We start from the raw sequence: 17,500 nt of genomic DNA on the forward strand, positions 1-17,500 counted from the left end.
CGCCCTTGGCGTATACTCTCGGGGAGGAATATGGCCCTGCCCCTCTACCTGGTGGGCCTCTCCCACAAGACCGCTCCCGTGGAGGTGCGGGAGCGGGCCTCTTTGGACCCCGTGGTGGGCCTGCCCGCCGCCCTTTCCGCCCTGGGCAAGGGGGTGGTCCTCTCCACCTGCAACCGCACGGAGCTCTACGGGGTGGGGAGCCCCGAGAGGGCCAAGGCCCTCCTCCTAAAAAGGGGGGTGGCTCCCCGGCACCTCTACGTGAAGGAGGGCCAGGAGGCCCTGCGCCACCTCTTCCGGGTGGCGGCGGGGCTGGACTCGCTGGTGGTGGGGGAGGCCCAGATCCTGGGCCAGGTGCGGGAGGCGCTCTTCTTGGCGAGAAAGCACGGGGCCACGGAGAGCCTCCTGGAGAAGGCCTTCCAATCCGCCATCGCCCTGGGGAAAAGGGCCCGGAGCGAAACGGGCATTGGGGCAGGGGCGGTGAGCGTGGCCTACGCCGCCTTGGACCTGGCCCTCGCCGTCTACGGGGACCTCTCCGGGCTCTCCGTGGCCGTGCTGGGGGCGGGGGAGATGGCGGAGCTTTTCCTCACCCACCTCAAGGCCCACGGGGTGGGGCGGGTGCTGGTGGTGAACCGCACCGAGGAAAGGGCGAGGGCCCTGGCGGAGCGCTTTGGCGGGGAGGCCTTCGGCCTTCCCGCCCTTCCCCAGGTCCTCCGCCAGGCGGACCTGGTGGTGGCCTCGGCGGCGGCTCCCCACTACCTGGTGGGGCCCGAGGACCTGCCTAAAAGGGCCAAGCCCCTCTTCCTCATAGACATCGCCCTGCCCCGGAACATAGACCCGCGGGTGGGCCGCCTCCCCCACGCCTACCTCTACAACCTGGACGACCTGGAGCGGGTGGTGGAGAGGAACCTTAGGGCCAGGGAGGGGGAGGTGCCCAAGGTGGAGGCCCTGGTGGAGAAGGCCCTCGCCGACTACCTGGAGTGGTACGCGGGCCACCGGGTGCGGGAGGCCATTCGCGCTCTGGAGGAGCGTCTTTTTCAGGAGGTGGCCCGGGAGCTGCCCGGGGCCGACCCCCTCACCTGGCGCAAGGAGGCGGGCCGCCGGGCCCACCCCCTGATCCTGGCCCTCAAGGCCCAGGCCCGGCCATGACCCCGGCGAGCCCCCTGGCCCTCCTCGGGGTGGTGCTCCTGGCGCTAGGGCTTTTCTGGCCCCGGGGAATGGGGTGGGGGGCCCTTGTTTACCTGGGGGCGGCCCTGGCCGATGCCCTCTTCAAGGGGCCTTTTTCCGGCCCTGCCCAACCTGCCCTCCTCCTTGGGGGGCTGCTCGCCCTAAGGGGGGCCACCCTTTTGGAGAGGCCCTGGCTCGCCCCTCTCGGGCGCTATCTGGCCCTCCTTTCCCTCCTCCTTGGGCTTTTCGCCCTCAAGGCCCTGCCCCACCCGGGGGAGGGCCTCTCCCCCTTCCTCTCCCTCCTCCACGGGGGGGCCTTCCTCGTGGCCTACCTCGCCTTGAGCGTGGGGGTGGGGGCGGGGGCGATGTGCGCCCTGCAGGACCTGCGCCTGCGCCGGGCCCCCGAGCGGGCGGTGGGGAGCGCTCCCCTCTGGAGCCTGAGGCGCCTGGAGCGGGGGTACCTGCGGGTGGGGTACGTGGCGGCCACCCTGGGGCTCGCGAGCGGCATGGCCTGGGCCTTCGGCTACTTCGGAAGCCCATTGAGCCCGGACCCCAAGGAGGTCCCCGCCCTCTTGGGCTGGCTCCTCCTCACCCTTTACTTCCTCCTGGAGGAGAGGCTTCGGGGTCTTTCGCGGGCCGGGGTTCTTCTCCTCGCCTACGGCCTTCTCCTCTTCGCCTTCCTGGGGGCGCCCTTTTTAGGCTCCCGGCACCCCTCGAGGCTTCCTTTTTGAAAAGGTAGAGGGAACCTCAAGGAGGTGGAGCGCATCCTGGGGGTGTCCTACCCCACGGTGCGGGCCCGGCTGGACGCCCTCCTCAAGGCCCTGGGGTACGAGGAGGAAGACGGGGAGGAGGACCGCCTACAGGTCCTGGAGGCCCTGAGGCGGGGGGAGATCAGCCTGGAGGAGGCGGTGGCCCGCTTGCGGGAAGGGAAAAGCTGAAAGCCGTCCCCTTGCCCACCTGGCTCTCCACCCAGACCTCCCCCCCGTGGGCCTCGAGGATGGCCTTCACGATGGCGAGGCCGAGGCCCGAGCCGCCCCTTTCCCGGTCCCGGGCCTTGTCCACCCGGTAGAAGCGTTCAAAGAGGTGGGGGAGGTGCTCCTCGGGGATCCCTTCCCCGTCGTCCTCCACCCGCACGATGGCCTTACCCCCCAGGTCAAAGGCCTTGAGCCAGACCCGCCTCGCCCCCGCCTTGAGGGCGTTAGAGACCAGGTTGGCCATGACCTGGTGGAGCCGGTCGGGGTCCCCCAGGACGTAAAGCTCCTCGGGGGCCTCCACCCGGATCTCCCCCTCAAAGCTCTTGGCGAACTCCTCCCGCACCTCTTCCAGGAGGTCTAAGACCCGCACGGGCACGGGGCGGATCCTCCAAGTGCCGCTTTGGGAGAGGTCCAGGAGGTCGGAGACCAGCTTGCCCATGCGCTCCGCCTCCCGCTTCACCACCTCGAGGCTCTCCCGCTGGGCCTCGGTGAGGGGGGTGCGGCGGAGGAGGTAGCCCACGTGCCCCAGGATGGCGGTGACGGGGGTCCTGAGCTCGTGGGAGGCGTCCTGGAGGAAGCGGGTCTGGGCCTCAAAGGCCTCCTGCATCCGGGAGAGCATCCCGTTCAGGGCCTTGACCAAGGCGGCCACCTCGTCCTCGGTCTCCGGCTCGGGCAGGGGCTCGGGGCGGGCGCTCATGGCCTCGGCCTTGCGGGCCGCCCACTCCAGGGGCTCCAGGGCCCGGGCCACGAGCCTTCGGGCCAGGAACAGGACCAGGAGGAGGACGAGGAGGGCGGTCCCGGCGTAGATGCGGGCGAACTGGCTGAGGGTGGCCTCGAGGTCCTCCGTGGGCTTGCCCACCAAAAGGGCCCCCTTCCACACCGCCCCGGAGAGGTTCACCTCCACCCGGCGGGCGTAGACCAAAAGGCGCAAGGGGCTTCCCTCCCGGGGAAGGGCCACCTGGGCCCAGACCTCGCCCTTTTCCAGGAGGGCGCGGTACTGGGCCTCGCCCAGGAGAAGCCTTCCCTGCCCCAGGGCGGGGCTTTTCTGCAGGCTGATGCCCCCTTCCTTGGCCAAAAGGGCGGGGTTTTCCTCGGGGAGGAGCTGGACCTCGGCGTAGAGGCTCGGCGGGAGGCCCGCCTCCAGGAGGGCCTGCCCCCCGAGGTTGAGAAGGCGCACCACCTGGTTGCTGGCCTCTAGGAGCTCCCCCCGGAGGTTCCGGTAGAGGAAGCTCCTGAGAAGGCCTTCCAGGGCGAAGCCCAAGACCAGGAGGGCCACGAGGAGAAGCCCCGCCGTGAGGAGGGTGATCCGGGTCCTGAGGGTCATGCCGGGGGGTTGGGCGGGCCTGGGCTCAGTCCTCCCTGAGGACGTACCCCACCCCCCGCACCGTGTGGATGAGGCGGCGCTCCCCCCCGGCCTCCAGCTTCTTGCGCAGGTAGCCGATGTAGACGTCCACCACGTTGCTCCCGCCTTGGTAGCCGGGCCAGACCTTCTCCTCGATCTCGTAGCGGCTGAAGACCTTGCCGGGGTTCTTGGCGAGGAGCTCCAGGAGCTCAAACTCCTTGTTGGAAAGCTCTACCCGCCGCCCGCCCCGGAAGACCTCCCGGCCCTCGAGGTTGATGATGAGGTCCGCCACCCGGATCTCCCCGGTGATGGCCGGGGTGACCCGGCGGAGGTGGGCCCGCACCCGGGCGAGGAGCTCCTCTATGGAAAAGGGCTTCACCAGGTAGTCGTCGGCCCCGGCGTCTAGGCCGGCCACCTTGTCTTCCACGCGGTCCTTGGCGGTGAGGATGAGGATGGGGACGTTGGAGGTCTTGCGGATGCGCTTGGCCACCTCAATCCCGTCCATGACGGGAAGCATCAGGTCCAGGATCACCAGGTTTGGGTTCACCTCCCGGAACTTGGAAAGCCCGGTGATGCCGTCGTGGGCCACCTCGGTGCGGTAGCCCTCGGCCTGGAGCTCAAGCTCAATGAAGCGGGCGATGTCCTTCTCGTCCTCCACGATGAGGATCAGAGGGGGTTCCATGCCCCCATGGTACTCACTTTCTCATGAGAAAGCCAGGTGCGGGGCCCGGTTCGCGAAAAAGGGCGGGGGCGCTCGCAGGCTGGCCAAGCTATCCGATTCCGAGCCTCGTTTCCACCTCCGCCACCTCCCGCACCGTGCGCAAGAGGGCGTCCGGGTTGAGGCTCAGGGAGTCTATGCCCCTTTCCACCAAAAAGGCGGCGAACTCGGGGTAGTCCGAGGGGGCCTGGCCGCAGATGCCCACAGGCCTCCCCTTGGCGTGGGCCTTCTCAATGAGCATGGCCGCGAGGCGCTTCACCGTCTCCCGCCTTTCGTCAAAGAGGTGGGCCACCCGCTCCGAGTCCCGGTCCAGGCCCAGGGCGAGCTGGGTGAGGTCGTTGGAGCCGATGGAGAAGCCGTCAAAGAGCTCGGCGAAGGCCTCGGCCTCGAGGACGTTGGCGGGAATCTCCGCCATCACGTAGACCTGGAGCCCGCCCTCCCCCCGCCTGAGGCCCCCTTCCGCCATGGCCTCCAAGACCTTCTCCCCCTCCTCCGGGGTGCGGCAGAAGGGGACCATCACGTGAAGGTTCCTTAAGCCCATCTCCTCCCGCACCCGCTTCACCGCGGCCACCTCCAGGAGGAAGCCCTCCTTGTAGTCCGGGTGGTAGTAGCGGCTCGCCCCCCGCCACCCCAGCATGGGGTTCTCCTCCTTGGGCTCAAAGAGGTGCCCCCCGAGGAGGCGGGCGTACTCGTTGGTCTTGAAGTCGGAGAAGCGGAGGAGAACGGGCCTCGGGTGGAAGGCGGCGGCGATGAGGCCGATGCCCTCGCTCAGGCGCTCCACGAAGTAGGCCCGCTTGTCGGGGTAGGCCTCGGTGGCCTCCTCCACCTGGCGGCGCACCTCCTTAGGGAGAGTTTCAAACCGGGTGAGGGCCAGGGGGTGGACGCGCACGTGGCTCGCGAAGACGAACTCCATCCGGAGAAGGCCCACCCCCTCGGTGGGGAGGAGGCTCGCCTTCAGGGCCTCCTCCGGAGTGCCCACGTTCACCAGGATCTTGGTCCGGGTCTTGGGCAGGGCCTCGGGGCGGATCTCCTCCACCTCAAAGGGGAGCCTCCCCCGGTAGACCCGCCCCACCTCCCCCTCGGCGCAGGAGACCGTGACCTCCTCCCCCTCGGGGACCAGCCGGGTGGCCCCCACCGCCCCCACCACCGCGGGCACCCCCAGCTCCCGGGCCACGATGGCCGCGTGGGAGGTGCGCCCGCCCCTTTCGGTGACGATGGCCGCCGCCTTCTTCATGATGGGCTCCCAGTCGGGGTTGGTGGTCTCCGTGACCAGGACCTCCCCCTCCTGGAAGCGGTCCATCTCCTTGGGGTCCTTGAGGACGCGGGCCCGGCCCTGGGCGATGGCCTCGCCCACGGCGAGCCCCTCCGCCAGGACCTCGCCCTTCTTTAGGAGGCGGAAGACGCGGAGGACCGGGGCCTTTTGCGAGTGGACGGTCTCGGGCCGGGCCTGGAGGACGAAGAGCTCCCCCGTGGGGCCGTCCTTGGCCCACTCAATGTCCATGGGGGTGGGGCTTCCCCGCTTCTTGGAGTAGTGGTCCTCAATCTTCAGGGCCCAGTCGGCGAGGAGGAGGACCTCCTCGTCCTTTAGGGCGAAGCGGTTCCGCAGGTAGAGGGGCGTGGGGCGGTTCTTGAGCCTCCCTTCCCTGGGGTCAAAGGCCAGGGTGAGCTCCTTGGCGCCGAGCCGCTTATAGACCACGGCCCGGAAGCCCTCGCGGAAGGTCTCCTTGTGCACGTAGTAGCCGTCCGGGACCACCCGGCCCTGGACGATGTTCTCGCCGAGGCCGTAGATGGCCGTGAGGTAGACGAAGCCCCGGTGGCCGGTGTCGGGGTCCAGGGTGAAGATGACCCCGCTTGCGGCGCTGTCCGCCCGCACCATGCGCTGGACCCCCACGGAGAGGGCCACCTTGAGGTGGTCAAATCCCATGTGGGACCGGTAGCTGATGGCCCGCGCCGTGAAGAGGCTCGCCATGGCCCGCTTCACGTGGAGGAGGAGGTCCTCTTCCCCTTGGACGTAGAGAAAGCTTTCCTGCTGCCCGGCGAAGCTCGCCGTGGGGAGGTCCTCGGCGGTGGCGCTGGAGCGCACGGCCACCGGGATCTCCTCCTCCCCCGCCTCCTGGGAGAGCCTGCGGTAGGCCTCGAGGATCTCCTCCCGGAGGTCTTGGGGGTATTCGCCCTTGAGGATGAGGTTCCGTAGGCGGCGGCCCGCCCTCTCCAGGGCCTTGGGGTCCTCCGGGTCCAGCCCCTTGAGTTCCTTGGCGATGGCCTCCTCGAGGCCGTTGTGCCGGAGGAAATACCGGTAGGCCTCGCTGGTGGTGGCGAAGCCTTCCGGCACCTTCACCCCTAAGGGGGAAAGCTCCCGGATCATCTCCCCCAGGGAGGCGTTCTTGCCCCCCACCAGGGGGACGTCCTCCAGGCCCACCTCGTGGAAAAACCGCACCCATCTCATGGGATCCCTCCCTTCTTTAAGGCCTCCTCCAGCACCCTCTCGGCCCTTTCCCCCTCGTAAAGGGCCTCCTCCGTGAGAAAGAGGCGGTGGGGGAGGGCGAGGAAGGCGGCGTCTCTGAGCTCCTTCCAGTCCACGAAGGGCTTCTTCCGCAGGTAGGCGAGGGCCTTGGCCAGGGCCAGCCAGGCCTTGGCCCCCCTGGGGGAAAGCCCCATGCGGAGGCGCCGGTCCTCCTCTGTGAGGAAGGCCACGTGGGTGATGGCCAAAAGGGCCTCCCTGGCCACCCGCACCTCCCCCGCCTCCTCCTGGGCCTTGAGGAGGTCCACCTCCACCGGCTCCGGGGTCTTGGGCTCCTCGGTGAGGATCCTTAGCCACACCTCCCGCCTCGGGGGGCGGAAGGGGATCTTGGCGGTGAAGCGGTCCAGCTGGGCCTCGGGCAGGGGGTAGGTGCCCTCCAGCTCCAGGGGGTTTTGCGTGGCGAGGACGAAGAAGGGCTCGGGCAAGGGGTGGCGCACGCCCCCTGCGGTCACCGCCCTTTCCTGCATGGCCTCCAGAAGAGCCGACTGCACCTTGGGGGGCGCCCGGTTGATCTCGTCCGCCAGGACCACCTGGGCGAAGAGGGGGCCCTTCACGAACTCAAAGCGGCCTTCCCGGAAGACCTCGCTCCCCGTGAGGTCCTGGGGGAGGAGGTCCGGGGTGAACTGGATGCGCTTGTAGGCGAGGCCGCTCGCCCGGGCCAGGCTTTCCGCGAGGAGGGTCTTGCCCAGGCCCGGCATCCCCTCCAAAAGGGCGTGCCCCCGGGCGAGGAGGACGGCGAGGAGGGCCTCTATGACCTCCTCCTGGCCGAAGAGGGCCTCCCCCAGGGCTTCCCGAAGCCGTTCCAAGGCCACCTAGCCCTCCTGGGCCCGCTCCTGGACGATCCTCTGGGCGAGGTGCGGGGGGACCTCGGCGTAGTGGCTGAACTCCAGGGTGTAGGCCCCCGCCCCCCCGGTGAGGCCGGGGAGGGCCTTGTGGTACTCCAGGACCTCGGCCAGGGGCACCTCGGCGTGGACCACGCTCAAGGCCCCCTCCTGCTCCATGCCCAGGATCCTTCCCCGCCGGGCCTGGAGGTCGGAGAGGACGTCCCCCACCCGCTCCTGGGGGGCGAGGACCTTGAGGCGGTAGATGGGCTCCAAGAGCACGGGGTTCGCCTCGGCCATTACCTTCTTGAAGGCGAGGCTCGCGGCGATCTGGAAGGCGAGGTCCGAGGAGTCCACCTCGTGGTAGGAGCCGTTGTAGACGATGGCCTTGAAGCCCATCACGGGAAAGCCCGCCAGCACTCCCTTCTTGGCCGCCTCCTTGATCCCCTCCTCTATGGCCTCCTGGTACTTGCTGGGGATGACCCCGCCGGTGATGCGCCACTCAAAGGCGTACTCGGGGGCGGGCTCAAGCCTCAGCCACACGTCCCCGTACTGGCCGTGCCCCCCGGTCTGCTTCTTGTACTTGCCCTGGCCCTCGGCCACCCTTCTTATGGTCTCCCGGTAGGGCACCTTGGGGAGGGAGTACTCCACCTCCACCCCGTAGTCCGAGAGGCGCTCCTTGGCCGTGGTGAGGTGAAGCTCCCCGTGGCCCCAAAGGAGGAGCTCCCCCGTCTCCTCCTGGCGCTCTATCTTCAGGCTCGGGTCCTCCTCGAGGAGCTTCCTCAGGGCCTCCCCCAGCCGGGCCTCGTCCGTGCGCCCCTTGGGGTGGAGGGCCACGGGCACGTTGGGCTCGGGGAGGCGGGCGAAGGGCACCTCCTCGCTTTCCGGCCTAGGCCCTTGCCAGAGGACCATGCCCCGGTGGAGGCCCTCCGCCTTGGGGATCCCGAGGATGAAGCCCGCCTCCGCCTCCTCCACCTCCAGGAGGTCCTTCCCCATGGGCACGTAGAGGTGGGGGAGGCGCACCTGCCCCGCCTCGCTTTGGAGGCTGTCCCCGGGCCTGAGCCTTCCCCGGTAGAGGCGCACGTAGGCCACCTGGCCCATGAAGGGGTCCACCTGGACCTTGAAGACCTTGGCCAAGGGGGGGCCATCCCCGAAGCGCTCCGTGGGGGAGGGGAGGGCCTCCAGGACGAGGTCCAGAAGGGGAAGCACCCCGATCCCCGCCTCCCCCGAGGCCAGGGCCACGGGGTAGAGGAGGCCCCTCCGCACCGCCTCGTGGAAGGCCTTCTCCAGGGCCTCCCCCGTGACCTCCTCCCCCTCCAGGTACTTCTCCAAGAGGCCCTCGTCGGTTTCCACGATGGCCTCGAGGACCTCCTGGCGGAAGCGCTCCGCCCTTTCCCTTTCCTCTTGGGGGACCGCCACCTCCACTTCCCGCCCCTCCTGGTAGCGGTAGGCCTTCCCGTGGAAGACGTCAATGAGCCCCACCCACTCCCCCCCCTCGTAGAGGGGGAGGTCTATGGGGAGGATGGGGCCCAGGGTGCTCCTCAGGTCCTGGAGGAGGGCGTAGTAGTCCCCGCCCTTGTCCAGCTTGGTGACCACCACCATGCGGGGAAGGCCGAGCCTCTCCGCCACGGTCCAGGCCCGTTCCGTGCCCACCTGCACCCCGCTTTCCGCCGAGACCGCCACCAAGGCGGCGTCCGCGGCCTCCAGGGCCCCCCGGATCTCCCCCACGAAGTCCCCGTAGCCCGGGGCGTCCAGGAGGAAGACCCGGTGGCCCCGGTAGCGGAGGGGGGCGACCCCGGTGCGCACCGTGGTGCGGTGGAGCCTGGCCTCGGGGGTGTAGTCCGTGGTGGTGGTGCCTTCTTCCACCCGGCCCCTGCGCTCCTTGGCCCCCGTGTGGAAAAGCAGGGCCTCGGTGAGGGTGGTTTTGCCGCTGCCTGCGTGCCCTACCAGGGCCACGGTTCGGATCATGGCGCCTCCTTCTTGGTGCCCATAGTATAGGGCCAAGGAGGGGGCGATTGTCCCAGGTGCTTTACCTGCCGCGGAGGCTCCTTCGGGAAACGGAGGCCCACCTTAAGGGCGAGGCCCCCAGGGAGGGGGTGGGGCTTTGGGCGGGGAGGCGCGAGGTGGAGCGGGTCATCCCCCTGCCCAACGTCCACCCTAGCCCCCTCACGGGCTACCTGGCCGAGCCCCTGGCCCTCCTAAAGGCCCTGAAGGCCCTGGAGCGGGAGGGGCTTGCCCTCCTCGCCATCTACCACTCCCACCCCAAGGGCCCCGCCCTCCCGAGCCCCACCGACCTCAAAGAGGCCCGCTGGAGGGTGCCCTACGTGATCTTCGGCACCGACGGCTTCCGGGCCTTCCTCCTCCCCGAGGGGCGGGAGGTGGAGGTGGTCCTCCTCTAGCCCCCGTAGAACCAGCCCGTGTCCCACATGACGAGGGGCCTGGCCTCGTAGCGCACCCCGGCCTCCACCACCTCGGCCAGCACCAGGCTGTGGTCCCCGCCCGGGTAGAGGTGGCGCACCTCGGCCTCGAGCCAGTAGGGGAGCTCGGTGAGGAGGGGGAGGCCGAAGGTGGGGGAGGGGGCGAAGGGGTGGCCGTTCAGGCGGTCCCCTTCCCGCACCGTGGGCTTGAAGAAGTCCTGGGCGATGGCCTTCTGGTCCTGGGCCAGGGTCATGAGGGCGAGCTTGCCCGTGCGCTCTATGAGGGCGTGGAGGTGGCTGTCCCGCTTGACCCCCAGGGCCACGAGGGGGGGCTGGAAGGAGGCCTGGGTGACCCAGTTCACCGTCCCGGCGGCCATCTCCTCGCCGTCCCTCGCCGTGAGGACGTAGAGCCCGTAGGTGAAGCTCCGGAGGACCTTTTTCTTGGCCTCGAGGTCCATGGCCCTATTCTACCTCGGTGAGGAGGGCCTCTAGGAGGGCTTCGTGAATCCGGCCGTTGGTGGCCACGATGTACCGGTTTCCCAGGGTGTAGGGCTTTCCCGTAAGGTCCGTGACCCTGCCCCCCGCCTCCTCCACCAAGAGCCAGCCCGCGGCCACGTCCCAGGGGTTCAGCTTCACCTCCCAGAAGCCCTCCAGCCGCCCCGCGGCCACGTAGGCCAGGTCCAGGGCGGCGGCCCCCGGGCGCCTGACCAAAAGCCCCCGCCTCAGGGCCCGGGCGAAGTAGGTGAGGTTCTCCGGGTCCTGGGCCACGTCGTAGGGGAAGCCCGTGGCGAGAAGGCTTCCAAGGAGCTCCCCCCTCCCGGTGACCCGGATGGGCCTCCCGTCCAGGTAGGCCCCCTCGCCCCTAAGGGCGTAGAAGGTCTCCCCCCGGGCGGTGTCCATGACCACTCCCGCCTGGATGACCCCCTCGGCCTCGAGGGCCAGGGAGACCCCGTAGAAGGGGAAGCCGTGGGCGTAGTTCACCGTGCCGTCCAGGGGGTCCACGATGAAGCGCAAGGCGGCGTTCCCCTCGCTTCCCCCTTCCTCGCCCAGGAAGCCCGCCTCGGGAAAGCGCTCTAGGAGAAGGGTCTTGATGGCCTCCTCCGCCTCCCGGTCCGCCTGGGTGACGAGGTCGGTGGGGCCCGACTTGGTCCCGTGGGTGAAGCCTTTTTCCAGGTAATAGTGGTGGATGCCCCGGGCCAGGCGGGCCGCCTCCAGCATGGTTTCAAGATGGGGAAAGAAGGGATGACCCTTGCCGATCACCCTTCTATCATAGGCCCCGGAGCCTCTGGAAAAGAGCCCTGAGCTTGGCCTCGCTCTTCACCCCCGGGGCCTCCTCCACCCCGCTCGCCAGGTCTATGGCGTAGGGCTTTAGGGCCAGGGCCTCCCCCAGGTTTTCCGGGGTCAGGCCCCCGGCCAGGATGACCCTCAGGCCCCTTTCCAGGAGGGGCCTGGCCCACTCCCGGGGGTAGGCCTGGCCGCTTCCCGGGGCGGGGCTGTCCAGGAGGAGGGCTTCCGCGGGGTAGTCCGCCCACTCGGGCCGCGCCGGGCCCTTGAGGGAAAAGGCCTTGATGACGGGGAAAAAGCGCCCGACGGCCTCGGCCCACTCCGGGGGCTCCTCCCCGTGGAGCTGGACCACCTGGAGGCGGGCCTCCTCCATCGCCCTAAGGACCTCCTCGGGGGGCTGGTCCCGGAAGACCCCCACCCGCACCACGAAGGGCCCGAGGGCCCGGGAGATGGCGCGGGCGGCCCCGGGCTCCACCCGCCTCCTGGAGCCCGGGGCGAGGACGAAGCCCAGGGCGAAGGCCCCGAGTTCCTCGGCCAGGAGGGCGTCTTGAAGGCGGGTGAGGCCGCAGATCTTGACCCGCACGGGGCCAGTATAAAGGCCCTCAGCCGCACTTAGAGTAGCCGCAGACCTGGCACTTCCAGCACCCCTCCTCCCGCACCAGGGCCTTCTCCCCGCACACCGGGCACTTCTCGGCCCCGGGGAGGACAAGCCCCCCGCCGGAGAGGGCGGGGAGGGGCTCCTTTAGGGAGGGCGCGGGGGCGCTTCCCTTCAGGGCCTCGGGGATGGTCTCCAGGGCCACGGCGATGAGGTCCGCCTTGCTGGAGACGAGCCGCCCCTGGTAGGTGCCGTAAAGCCCCCCGTTGATGCCCCGGAGGGTGCGGATGAGGGCTTCGGGGGGCACCCCGTGCTGCAGGGCGATGGAGACCACCCGGCCCAGGGCCTCGGAGTCGGCGTTGGCCTCGTCCCCCGCTTTCCCCGAGGTGAGGATGACCTCTATGGGCTTCCCCTCCAACACGTTCACCGTCACCAGGAAGCTCCGCTTCTGCCCCTCGGGGGTCATGAGCTTCACCATGTCCGTGAAGCCCATGAGGCGGCCCGGACGTTCGTAGACGGGCTCCCCTGCCTGGGGTTGCCTGGGGGGTTCGTGGGCTTGGAAGGGGATGTCCCGCGCTTTTTCCTCCCCTTCTGTATGCGCCTCGGCCTTCTTCTCCTCCTTCTTCACCGTGAGCACCTGGAACTCCCGGGAGCCGTCCCGGTAGACGGTGATCCCCTTGCACCCCGTGCGGTGGGCCTCGAGGTAGGCGGCCTCCACGTCCTCCACCGAGGCGTGGTTTGGAAGGTTGATGGTCTTGGAGAGGGAGTTCCCGGCGTACCCCTCGGCGTCAAAGGCCCGCTGCACCGCCCCCTGCATGCGCACGTGGTCCAAGGGGTGGATGTCGTGGGCGCACTGGAAGACCCGCCGGATGGGCTCGGGGACGAAGGGGAGATTTTGCACGGAACCGTGGCCGTCCTTCTGGATCTCCTCCACGATCTTCTCCCAGTCCCACTTCCCGTCCTTGGCGAAGCCAGGGGCGGGCGGGTAGGCCTCCATGAGCTCCACGAAGAGGGGGTGGAGGAGGGGCTTGTACTCCCCGCCGATCCTGCGCCAGACGAAGGGACTGAAGACGGGCTCAATCCCCGAGGAGACCCCCATGAGCATGCTGGTGGTCCCCGTGGGGGCCACGGTGAGGAGGGCCACGTTGCGCCGTGGGCGGACGCCTAAGGCCTGGAAGTACTCCCGGTGTTCCTCGTAGAGGGGGAAGACGCCCCTTTCCTCGGCCAGGGCCTCGGAGGCCCGGATGGCCTCCTCCCTTTGAGCGGACATGATCTCGTAGACCTTCTCCCGGGCCTCCTCCGAGGCGTAGGGGAGGCCCATCTTGATGAGGGCGTCCGCCAGGCCCATGACCCCTAGGCCAAGCCGCCTGAGCCGCCTCGCCGCCTCCTCGTTGTCGGGGAGGGCGAACCTGTTCACGTCCAGGACGTTGTCCAGGAAGCGGACGGCGGTGTGGACGTCCTTGCGGAACTCCTCCATCTGGAAGGCCCCGTCCTTCACGTAGGCGGCGAGGTTCAGGGCCCCCAGGTCGCAGGGCTCGCCCATGGTGAGCGGGATCTCACCGCAGGGATTGGTGGAGCGAATCCAATAACGGGGCCCCAAGCCCTTCAGGGCCGAGAACTCGTTGACCCGGTCCACGAAGATGAGGCCCGGCTCCCCCGTGGCCCAGGCGTGCCAGGCGATCTCGTGCCAGAGCCACCGGGCGGGGACCTTCCCCCCATAGAGGGGGATGGGCTTGGCGCCATCGGCCCGCTCGGGAAGCTCGGGGAGCCTGCCCGTGTAGGGGCCCTCCAGGGGGTAGGGGTAGTACTTCCCCGGCACCTCCACGGGGGTCACGGGCCAGAGGGCGTCCTCCTCCAGGGCCTTCATGAAGGCCTCGGTGACCAGGACGGAGATGTTGAAGGTGGAGATGTCCCCCTCGGCCTTCTCCCGGTCCAGGTCCTTGGCGGTGAGGAAGTCCAGGAGGTCGGGGTGGTCAATGGAGAGGGTGGCCATCCCCGCGCCGCGGCGGGTGTTGTGGCTCACCAGGCCGTTGGCGAGGTAGGTGTGGTTCTCATCCACGGAGAGGTCCAGGGTGAGGATTGCCCCGCCTGGCTCCACGGAGGCCACCTGCACGTAGTACTCGTTGAAGGGAAAGGGTTCGGCCTCCAGGCCCAGGTCCTGCGCCTTTTCCAGGACCATAGCGTACCCCGTGGCGGTGAGCCGACGCTCGCCCCGGATATACCGGAGGAGGTCCTTCCGCAAGGGGGTGTAGGGGGAGGCGTGGCCCTTCTTGCCCTTCTCCGCCACCGCCAAGAGAGGCTTCAGCAACCCTTCGGCGTGGGGCAGGGGCCAGCTGGACTCCCTCCGGGTGTCGGGCTGCCTCTCGTAGAGAGCTTCCAAGCGAGAGCCCTTGGGCACCCCGATCCTCTCCAGGTACCGCTCCAGGCCCTTGGCGGTGACCACCCGGACCCGGTAGTGTTCGGCCTTGGAGAAGCGCCCCGGCAGGGGGTTGTAGCGGAGGAGCTTGGAGGGGATACCCAGTCCCCCCAGGAGGACCATTACGTCCTGGGCCAGGCGTTTGGAGGCGGTGGTCAGCATGGGGTAACCTGCGGTAAGGGTACCATCGGCCTCAAAGAGGCCCCGGAGGAAGGCGGCGAGGACGGGGCGGGGGCTTTGACGGATGGCCCTGGGGACCTCCAGTTCGTGGGCCTTCCCCTTGAGAAGGCCGTTCTTCCTGAGCCAGGTGACCAGGTGACGGCTCTGGGCCACTAAGGTGACGCTCCGGTCCCCCGGCTTCCGCTCTTCCCGGAGCTCCAACCCGAAGAGCTCGCGGAAGAGGCGCTTGACCTCTTCCCGCATAGGCTCTTCCTCGTGGACGGAGAGGCCGATCCGGTCCCCGCTCACGAAGCCCTCTCCGAAGAAGAACCCCAGCAGGAAGGCCAGGTCCTCGGTGAGCACCTCCGGGGTGCGGACGGGGGTGGCGTTGGGGTGGAGGGGTTCGTCCAGGGGGGCGAGCTGGACTGGGGTCCCCGTGTGCTCGTCCAGCACCCAGATCACCCAGTCCCCGGGTCTGAGGTCCTGCAGTTCCACCCAGGCCCGCGTCCCGTCTTCTCGGAGAACCTTGAGCTTGTGATTAGGGGTCCCTTGGACCTCGAGGCCATTTTCCAGGACCACCCGGAGGGTGGAGGCTACGCCGTTGTTGTACCCCTCGGGGCTTCGCCGCCAGCCCTCGTCGGTGGCCACACTTAGGGCGTGGGGCTGCCAGCCCCGAAGGAAGGGGTCCACGATCTCCCGAAGGCGTAGCGTGCCCCGGTCGGTGTGGACCAGGGTATCGGGGTGGAGACACCCCCCCTGCCGCACCACCCGGAGGACCGGGGCGTACACGTAGCGCAGGGTGGCCACGGGGCCCGCCCCTTCCGCTCCCAGGGCGGCCCACTCCAGGAAGTTGTCAAAGAGCTCAAAGAGAAAGCTCACCGGCCCCGAGCTCGTCCCCCCGCTTCCCCGGATGGGGGCTCCTTCCGGGCGGAGGAGGGAGAAGTCCACGTGGGGGGTGAGGCCCCTCCGGGCCAGGTCCGCGGCCTCGCGGGCGGCCTCCACGATGCCCCCCATGTCGTCGGGGACCAGGATGCGCTCCTTGGGGGGTTCCTCCACCACCCCCACCCCCCGCTCTTCCGCCAGGGCCATGAGCTCGGGGGAGAGCTTTCCGTAGACCACCCGGGCGAAGTTCTTGAGCCGGATCTCCTCCTTGGGCCCATCGGGGTTGGTGGGGGGGCGCATGAGGCCCCGGAGGAAGTCCTCGAGGTCCGGGTGCTCCGCCGAGAGGTAGGCCACGCCCCGCACCTCCCGGCGCCTGCCCGCCCCCTTGGAGCGGTAGGGGTCCAGGTTCACCCCGTTTCCGCCCCCCACCTTGGTGACCAGGGCGAGCTTCTTGGCCACCTCCATGATGCCCGCGAAGCTCTCGGGGGGGTTCTCCGTGGCCCCTTGGACGAAGCAGTTGAGGAGGTTGCCGTGGGCGGTGCCCGCCCCGGCGAGGATCCGGCCCCCCGGGGAGAAGCGCTTGGTGCTCATGAGCTCGTAGAACTTCTCCTCCCAGTAGGCCCTTTCCTCGGGCTTCTCGGGCTTGGCGATCTCCCGGGCCACCCGGCGGAACATGCCCAGGATGTCCCCGTCCCCGGGCTGGAGGTACTGGCGCTTGGCGATGGCCTGGGCGTGCTCGTCAAAGAAGGGTCGCTCCATAGGTCCTCCCTAATAACCCCCAGATCTTGGGGTTAGGTGGCAGGATGCTACTACTCCTTGGGTTTTCACGGCAAGTGGGGGGGACCACACTCTGGCCCGGGCGGTTGACGGGGCTTCTAAAGGTTACCAGAATGGAAAGGATGCGCGCCGCCTTTCGCACCCTGGGGTGCAAGGTGAACCAGGTGGAGACCGAGGCCCTTTTGGGCTTTCTCAAGGCGCTGGAGCCCGAGGTGGTCCCCGTGGAGGCCGGGGGGGCGGACCTCGTGGTCATCAACTCCTGCGCCGTCACCACCACGGCGGAGGCGGACACCCGCAAGGAGGTGCGCCGGGCCAGGCGGTACAACCCCGAGGCCTTCATCGTGGTCACGGGGTGCTACGCCGAGCTCGCCCCCGAGGTCCTAAAGGAGCTCGGGGCGGACGCGGTGGTGCCCAACGCCCGCAAGGCCGAGCTTCCCCGGGTGATCCTGGAGCGCTTTGGCCTCCCCTCCGACCCCATCACCACCCCGCCCAACGAGTTCTGGGGGGCGGGGGAAAGGGGGCTTTTAAACAGCCGGGTGCGGGCCTTCCTGAAGGTGCAGGACGGGTGCCAGGCGGGCTGCGCCTACTGCATCATCCCGAGGCTTAGGGGCAAGGAGCGCCACCGGGACTACCGGGAGGCCCTGGCCGAGGCCGAGGCCCTTCTCCGCATGGGGATCCGGGAGATCGTCCTCACCGGGGTGCGCCTCGGGAGCTACCGGGGGCACCCCCGGGGCCTCGCGGGGCTCGTGGAGGACCTTTACCACCTGGGGGCCAAGGTGCGGCTTTCCTCCATAGAACCCGAGGACACGGGGGAGGACCTCCTGAGGACCATTGGCCGCTACGCTCCCGAGGTCAGGCCCCACCTCCACCTCTCCTTGCAGACGGGCTCGGACCGGCTCCTCAAGCTCATGGGCCGCCGCTACGATAAGGCCTACTACCGGGACCTGGTGCGGCGGGCCTACGAGCTCATCCCCGGCTTCGCCCTCACCACCGACGTCATCGCGGGCCTCCCCACGGAGACCGAAGAGGAGCACCGCGAGACCCTGGCCTTCCTGGAGGAGCTCAGGCCCACCCGGGTCCACGCCTTCACCTACACGCCGAGGCCCAAGACCCGGGCGGCCTCCATGCCCCAGGTGCCCCCGGAGGTGAGGAGGCGCCGCACCAAGGAGCTCATCGCCCTGGCCCAGCGCCTGGCGGAGGAGCGGGTCCGGCCTAAGCTCGGGGAGCGGGTGGAGGTCCTGGTGGAAAGGGTCCAGGGGGGCGAGGCCTTAGGCCACACCCCCGACTACTACGAGGCCCGGCTTTCCGGGGAGGCCCGCCCCGGGGAGACGGTCTGGGCCCGGGTCCTGGGGGTGGAGGGGTACGTCCTTTTGGGCCGGGTGGAGGGGGTCAAGGGGCCCCTGGAGCTTCCCGTGCGGTAGGATGCCTTC

Annotated in this window: 13 protein-coding genes and 1 pseudogene; 5 read left to right on the plus strand and 9 right to left on the minus strand. The window is 69.3% G+C overall.

The genetic code is table 11. The features are described 5' to 3' along the window. Nucleotides 1-30 precede the first annotated feature (30 nt). The 3 genes and pseudogenes from hemA to AC01Y6_RS00380 form a co-directional block, all read left to right on the plus strand. On the plus strand, nucleotides 31-1,146 hold the full coding sequence (hemA, locus tag AC01Y6_RS00370) for a glutamyl-tRNA reductase (RefSeq protein WP_428719537.1): 1,116 nt from the start codon (nucleotides 31-33) through the stop codon (nucleotides 1,144-1,146). After that, the gene (ccsA, locus tag AC01Y6_RS00375; protein WP_476669755.1) at nucleotides 1,143-1,895 is read left to right on the plus strand and encodes a cytochrome c biogenesis protein CcsA; all 753 of its coding nucleotides are present in this window, start codon (nucleotides 1,143-1,145) and stop codon (nucleotides 1,893-1,895) included. The genes hemA and ccsA overlap by 4 nt, the downstream gene beginning before the upstream one ends. Beyond that, nucleotides 1,896-2,102 (plus strand): annotated as a pseudogene (locus AC01Y6_RS00380) (DUF2089 family protein); the annotation flags it as partial. Here AC01Y6_RS00380 and AC01Y6_RS00385 read toward each other — a convergent pair. The 5 genes from AC01Y6_RS00385 to AC01Y6_RS00405 form a co-directional block, all read right to left on the minus strand. Then, nucleotides 2,056-3,462 carry a sensor histidine kinase gene (locus AC01Y6_RS00385; protein WP_476669756.1) on the minus strand — a complete coding sequence of 469 codons (1,407 nt, stop codon included), beginning with the start codon at nucleotides 3,460-3,462 and terminating at the stop codon, nucleotides 2,056-2,058. The pseudogene AC01Y6_RS00380 and the gene AC01Y6_RS00385 overlap by 47 nt on opposite strands. A 25-nt stretch (nucleotides 3,463-3,487) precedes the next feature. After that, the gene (locus tag AC01Y6_RS00390) at nucleotides 3,488-4,162 is read right to left on the minus strand and encodes a response regulator transcription factor (RefSeq protein WP_347241726.1); all 675 of its coding nucleotides are present in this window, start codon (nucleotides 4,160-4,162) and stop codon (nucleotides 3,488-3,490) included. Nucleotides 4,163-4,250: 88 nt separating this feature from the next. Continuing rightward, nucleotides 4,251-6,644: a phosphoenolpyruvate synthase gene (ppsA, locus tag AC01Y6_RS00395; RefSeq protein WP_476669757.1), complete on the minus strand. Its 2,394-nt coding sequence runs from the start codon at nucleotides 6,642-6,644 to the stop codon at nucleotides 4,251-4,253. Further along, the gene (locus AC01Y6_RS00400; RefSeq protein WP_476669759.1) at nucleotides 6,641-7,531 is read right to left on the minus strand and encodes an AAA family ATPase; all 891 of its coding nucleotides are present in this window, start codon (nucleotides 7,529-7,531) and stop codon (nucleotides 6,641-6,643) included. Before AC01Y6_RS00400 ends, ppsA begins: the two co-directional genes overlap by 4 nt. Next, nucleotides 7,532-9,508, minus strand: a complete 1,977-nt coding sequence (locus AC01Y6_RS00405) for an elongation factor G (protein WP_476669761.1) — start codon at nucleotides 9,506-9,508, stop codon at nucleotides 7,532-7,534. Nucleotides 9,509-9,564: 56 nt separating this feature from the next. Here AC01Y6_RS00405 and AC01Y6_RS00410 point away from each other — a divergent pair, with 56 nt between their 5' ends. Next, nucleotides 9,565-9,939, plus strand: a complete 375-nt coding sequence (locus tag AC01Y6_RS00410) for a M67 family metallopeptidase (protein ID WP_428715304.1) — start codon at nucleotides 9,565-9,567, stop codon at nucleotides 9,937-9,939. Here AC01Y6_RS00410 and AC01Y6_RS00415 read toward each other — a convergent pair. The 4 genes from AC01Y6_RS00415 to AC01Y6_RS00430 are packed head-to-tail and all read right to left on the minus strand — an operon-like array spanning nucleotide 9,936 to nucleotide 16,052. Beyond that, nucleotides 9,936-10,415, minus strand: a complete 480-nt coding sequence (locus tag AC01Y6_RS00415) for a flavin reductase family protein (protein WP_428720740.1) — start codon at nucleotides 10,413-10,415, stop codon at nucleotides 9,936-9,938. The two genes, AC01Y6_RS00410 and AC01Y6_RS00415, sit on opposite strands and share 4 nt — an antisense overlap. 4 nt (nucleotides 10,416-10,419) lie before the next feature. Further along, the gene (locus AC01Y6_RS00420) at nucleotides 10,420-11,217 is read right to left on the minus strand and encodes an inositol monophosphatase family protein (protein ID WP_428720739.1); all 798 of its coding nucleotides are present in this window, start codon (nucleotides 11,215-11,217) and stop codon (nucleotides 10,420-10,422) included. A 7-nt stretch (nucleotides 11,218-11,224) separates the two neighbouring features. Next, nucleotides 11,225-11,824, minus strand: coding sequence for a phosphoribosylanthranilate isomerase (locus AC01Y6_RS00425; protein ID WP_347241733.1), 600 nt, complete (start codon nucleotides 11,822-11,824; stop codon nucleotides 11,225-11,227). Between the two features lie 19 nt (nucleotides 11,825-11,843). After that, nucleotides 11,844-16,052, minus strand: a complete 4,209-nt coding sequence (locus tag AC01Y6_RS00430) for an adenosylcobalamin-dependent ribonucleoside-diphosphate reductase (protein ID WP_476669763.1) — start codon at nucleotides 16,050-16,052, stop codon at nucleotides 11,844-11,846. A gap of 140 nt (nucleotides 16,053-16,192) precedes the next feature. On the opposite strand from AC01Y6_RS00430, the gene AC01Y6_RS00435 reads away from it, so the two are divergent. Beyond that, nucleotides 16,193-17,491 carry a MiaB/RimO family radical SAM methylthiotransferase gene (locus AC01Y6_RS00435; RefSeq protein ID WP_347241735.1) on the plus strand — a complete coding sequence of 433 codons (1,299 nt, stop codon included), beginning with the start codon at nucleotides 16,193-16,195 and terminating at the stop codon, nucleotides 17,489-17,491. Nucleotides 17,492-17,500: the final 9 nt, after the last annotated feature.

It is taken from the genome of Thermus sp., assembly GCF_056332225.1.

Bases quoted from the DNA above. Each gene is read 5' to 3' on its own strand.
- hemA (WP_428719537.1), top strand. From the start codon at position 31: ATGGCCCTGCCCCTCTACCTGGTGGGCCTCTCCCACAAGACCGCTCCC.
- ccsA (WP_476669755.1), top strand. From the start codon at position 1,143: ATGACCCCGGCGAGCCCCCTGGCCCTCCTCGGGGTGGTGCTCCTGGCG.
- AC01Y6_RS00385 (WP_476669756.1), bottom strand. From the start codon at position 3,462: ATGACCCTCAGGACCCGGATCACCCTCCTCACGGCGGGGCTTCTCCTC.
- AC01Y6_RS00390 (WP_347241726.1), bottom strand. From the start codon at position 4,162: ATGGAACCCCCTCTGATCCTCATCGTGGAGGACGAGAAGGACATCGCC.
- ppsA (WP_476669757.1), bottom strand. From the start codon at position 6,644: ATGAGATGGGTGCGGTTTTTCCACGAGGTGGGCCTGGAGGACGTCCCC.
- AC01Y6_RS00405 (WP_476669761.1), bottom strand. From the start codon at position 9,508: ATGATCCGAACCGTGGCCCTGGTAGGGCACGCAGGCAGCGGCAAAACC.
- AC01Y6_RS00415 (WP_428720740.1), bottom strand. From the start codon at position 10,415: ATGGACCTCGAGGCCAAGAAAAAGGTCCTCCGGAGCTTCACCTACGGG.
- AC01Y6_RS00430 (WP_476669763.1), bottom strand. From the start codon at position 16,052: ATGGAGCGACCCTTCTTTGACGAGCACGCCCAGGCCATCGCCAAGCGC.
- AC01Y6_RS00435 (WP_347241735.1), top strand. From the start codon at position 16,193: ATGCGCGCCGCCTTTCGCACCCTGGGGTGCAAGGTGAACCAGGTGGAG.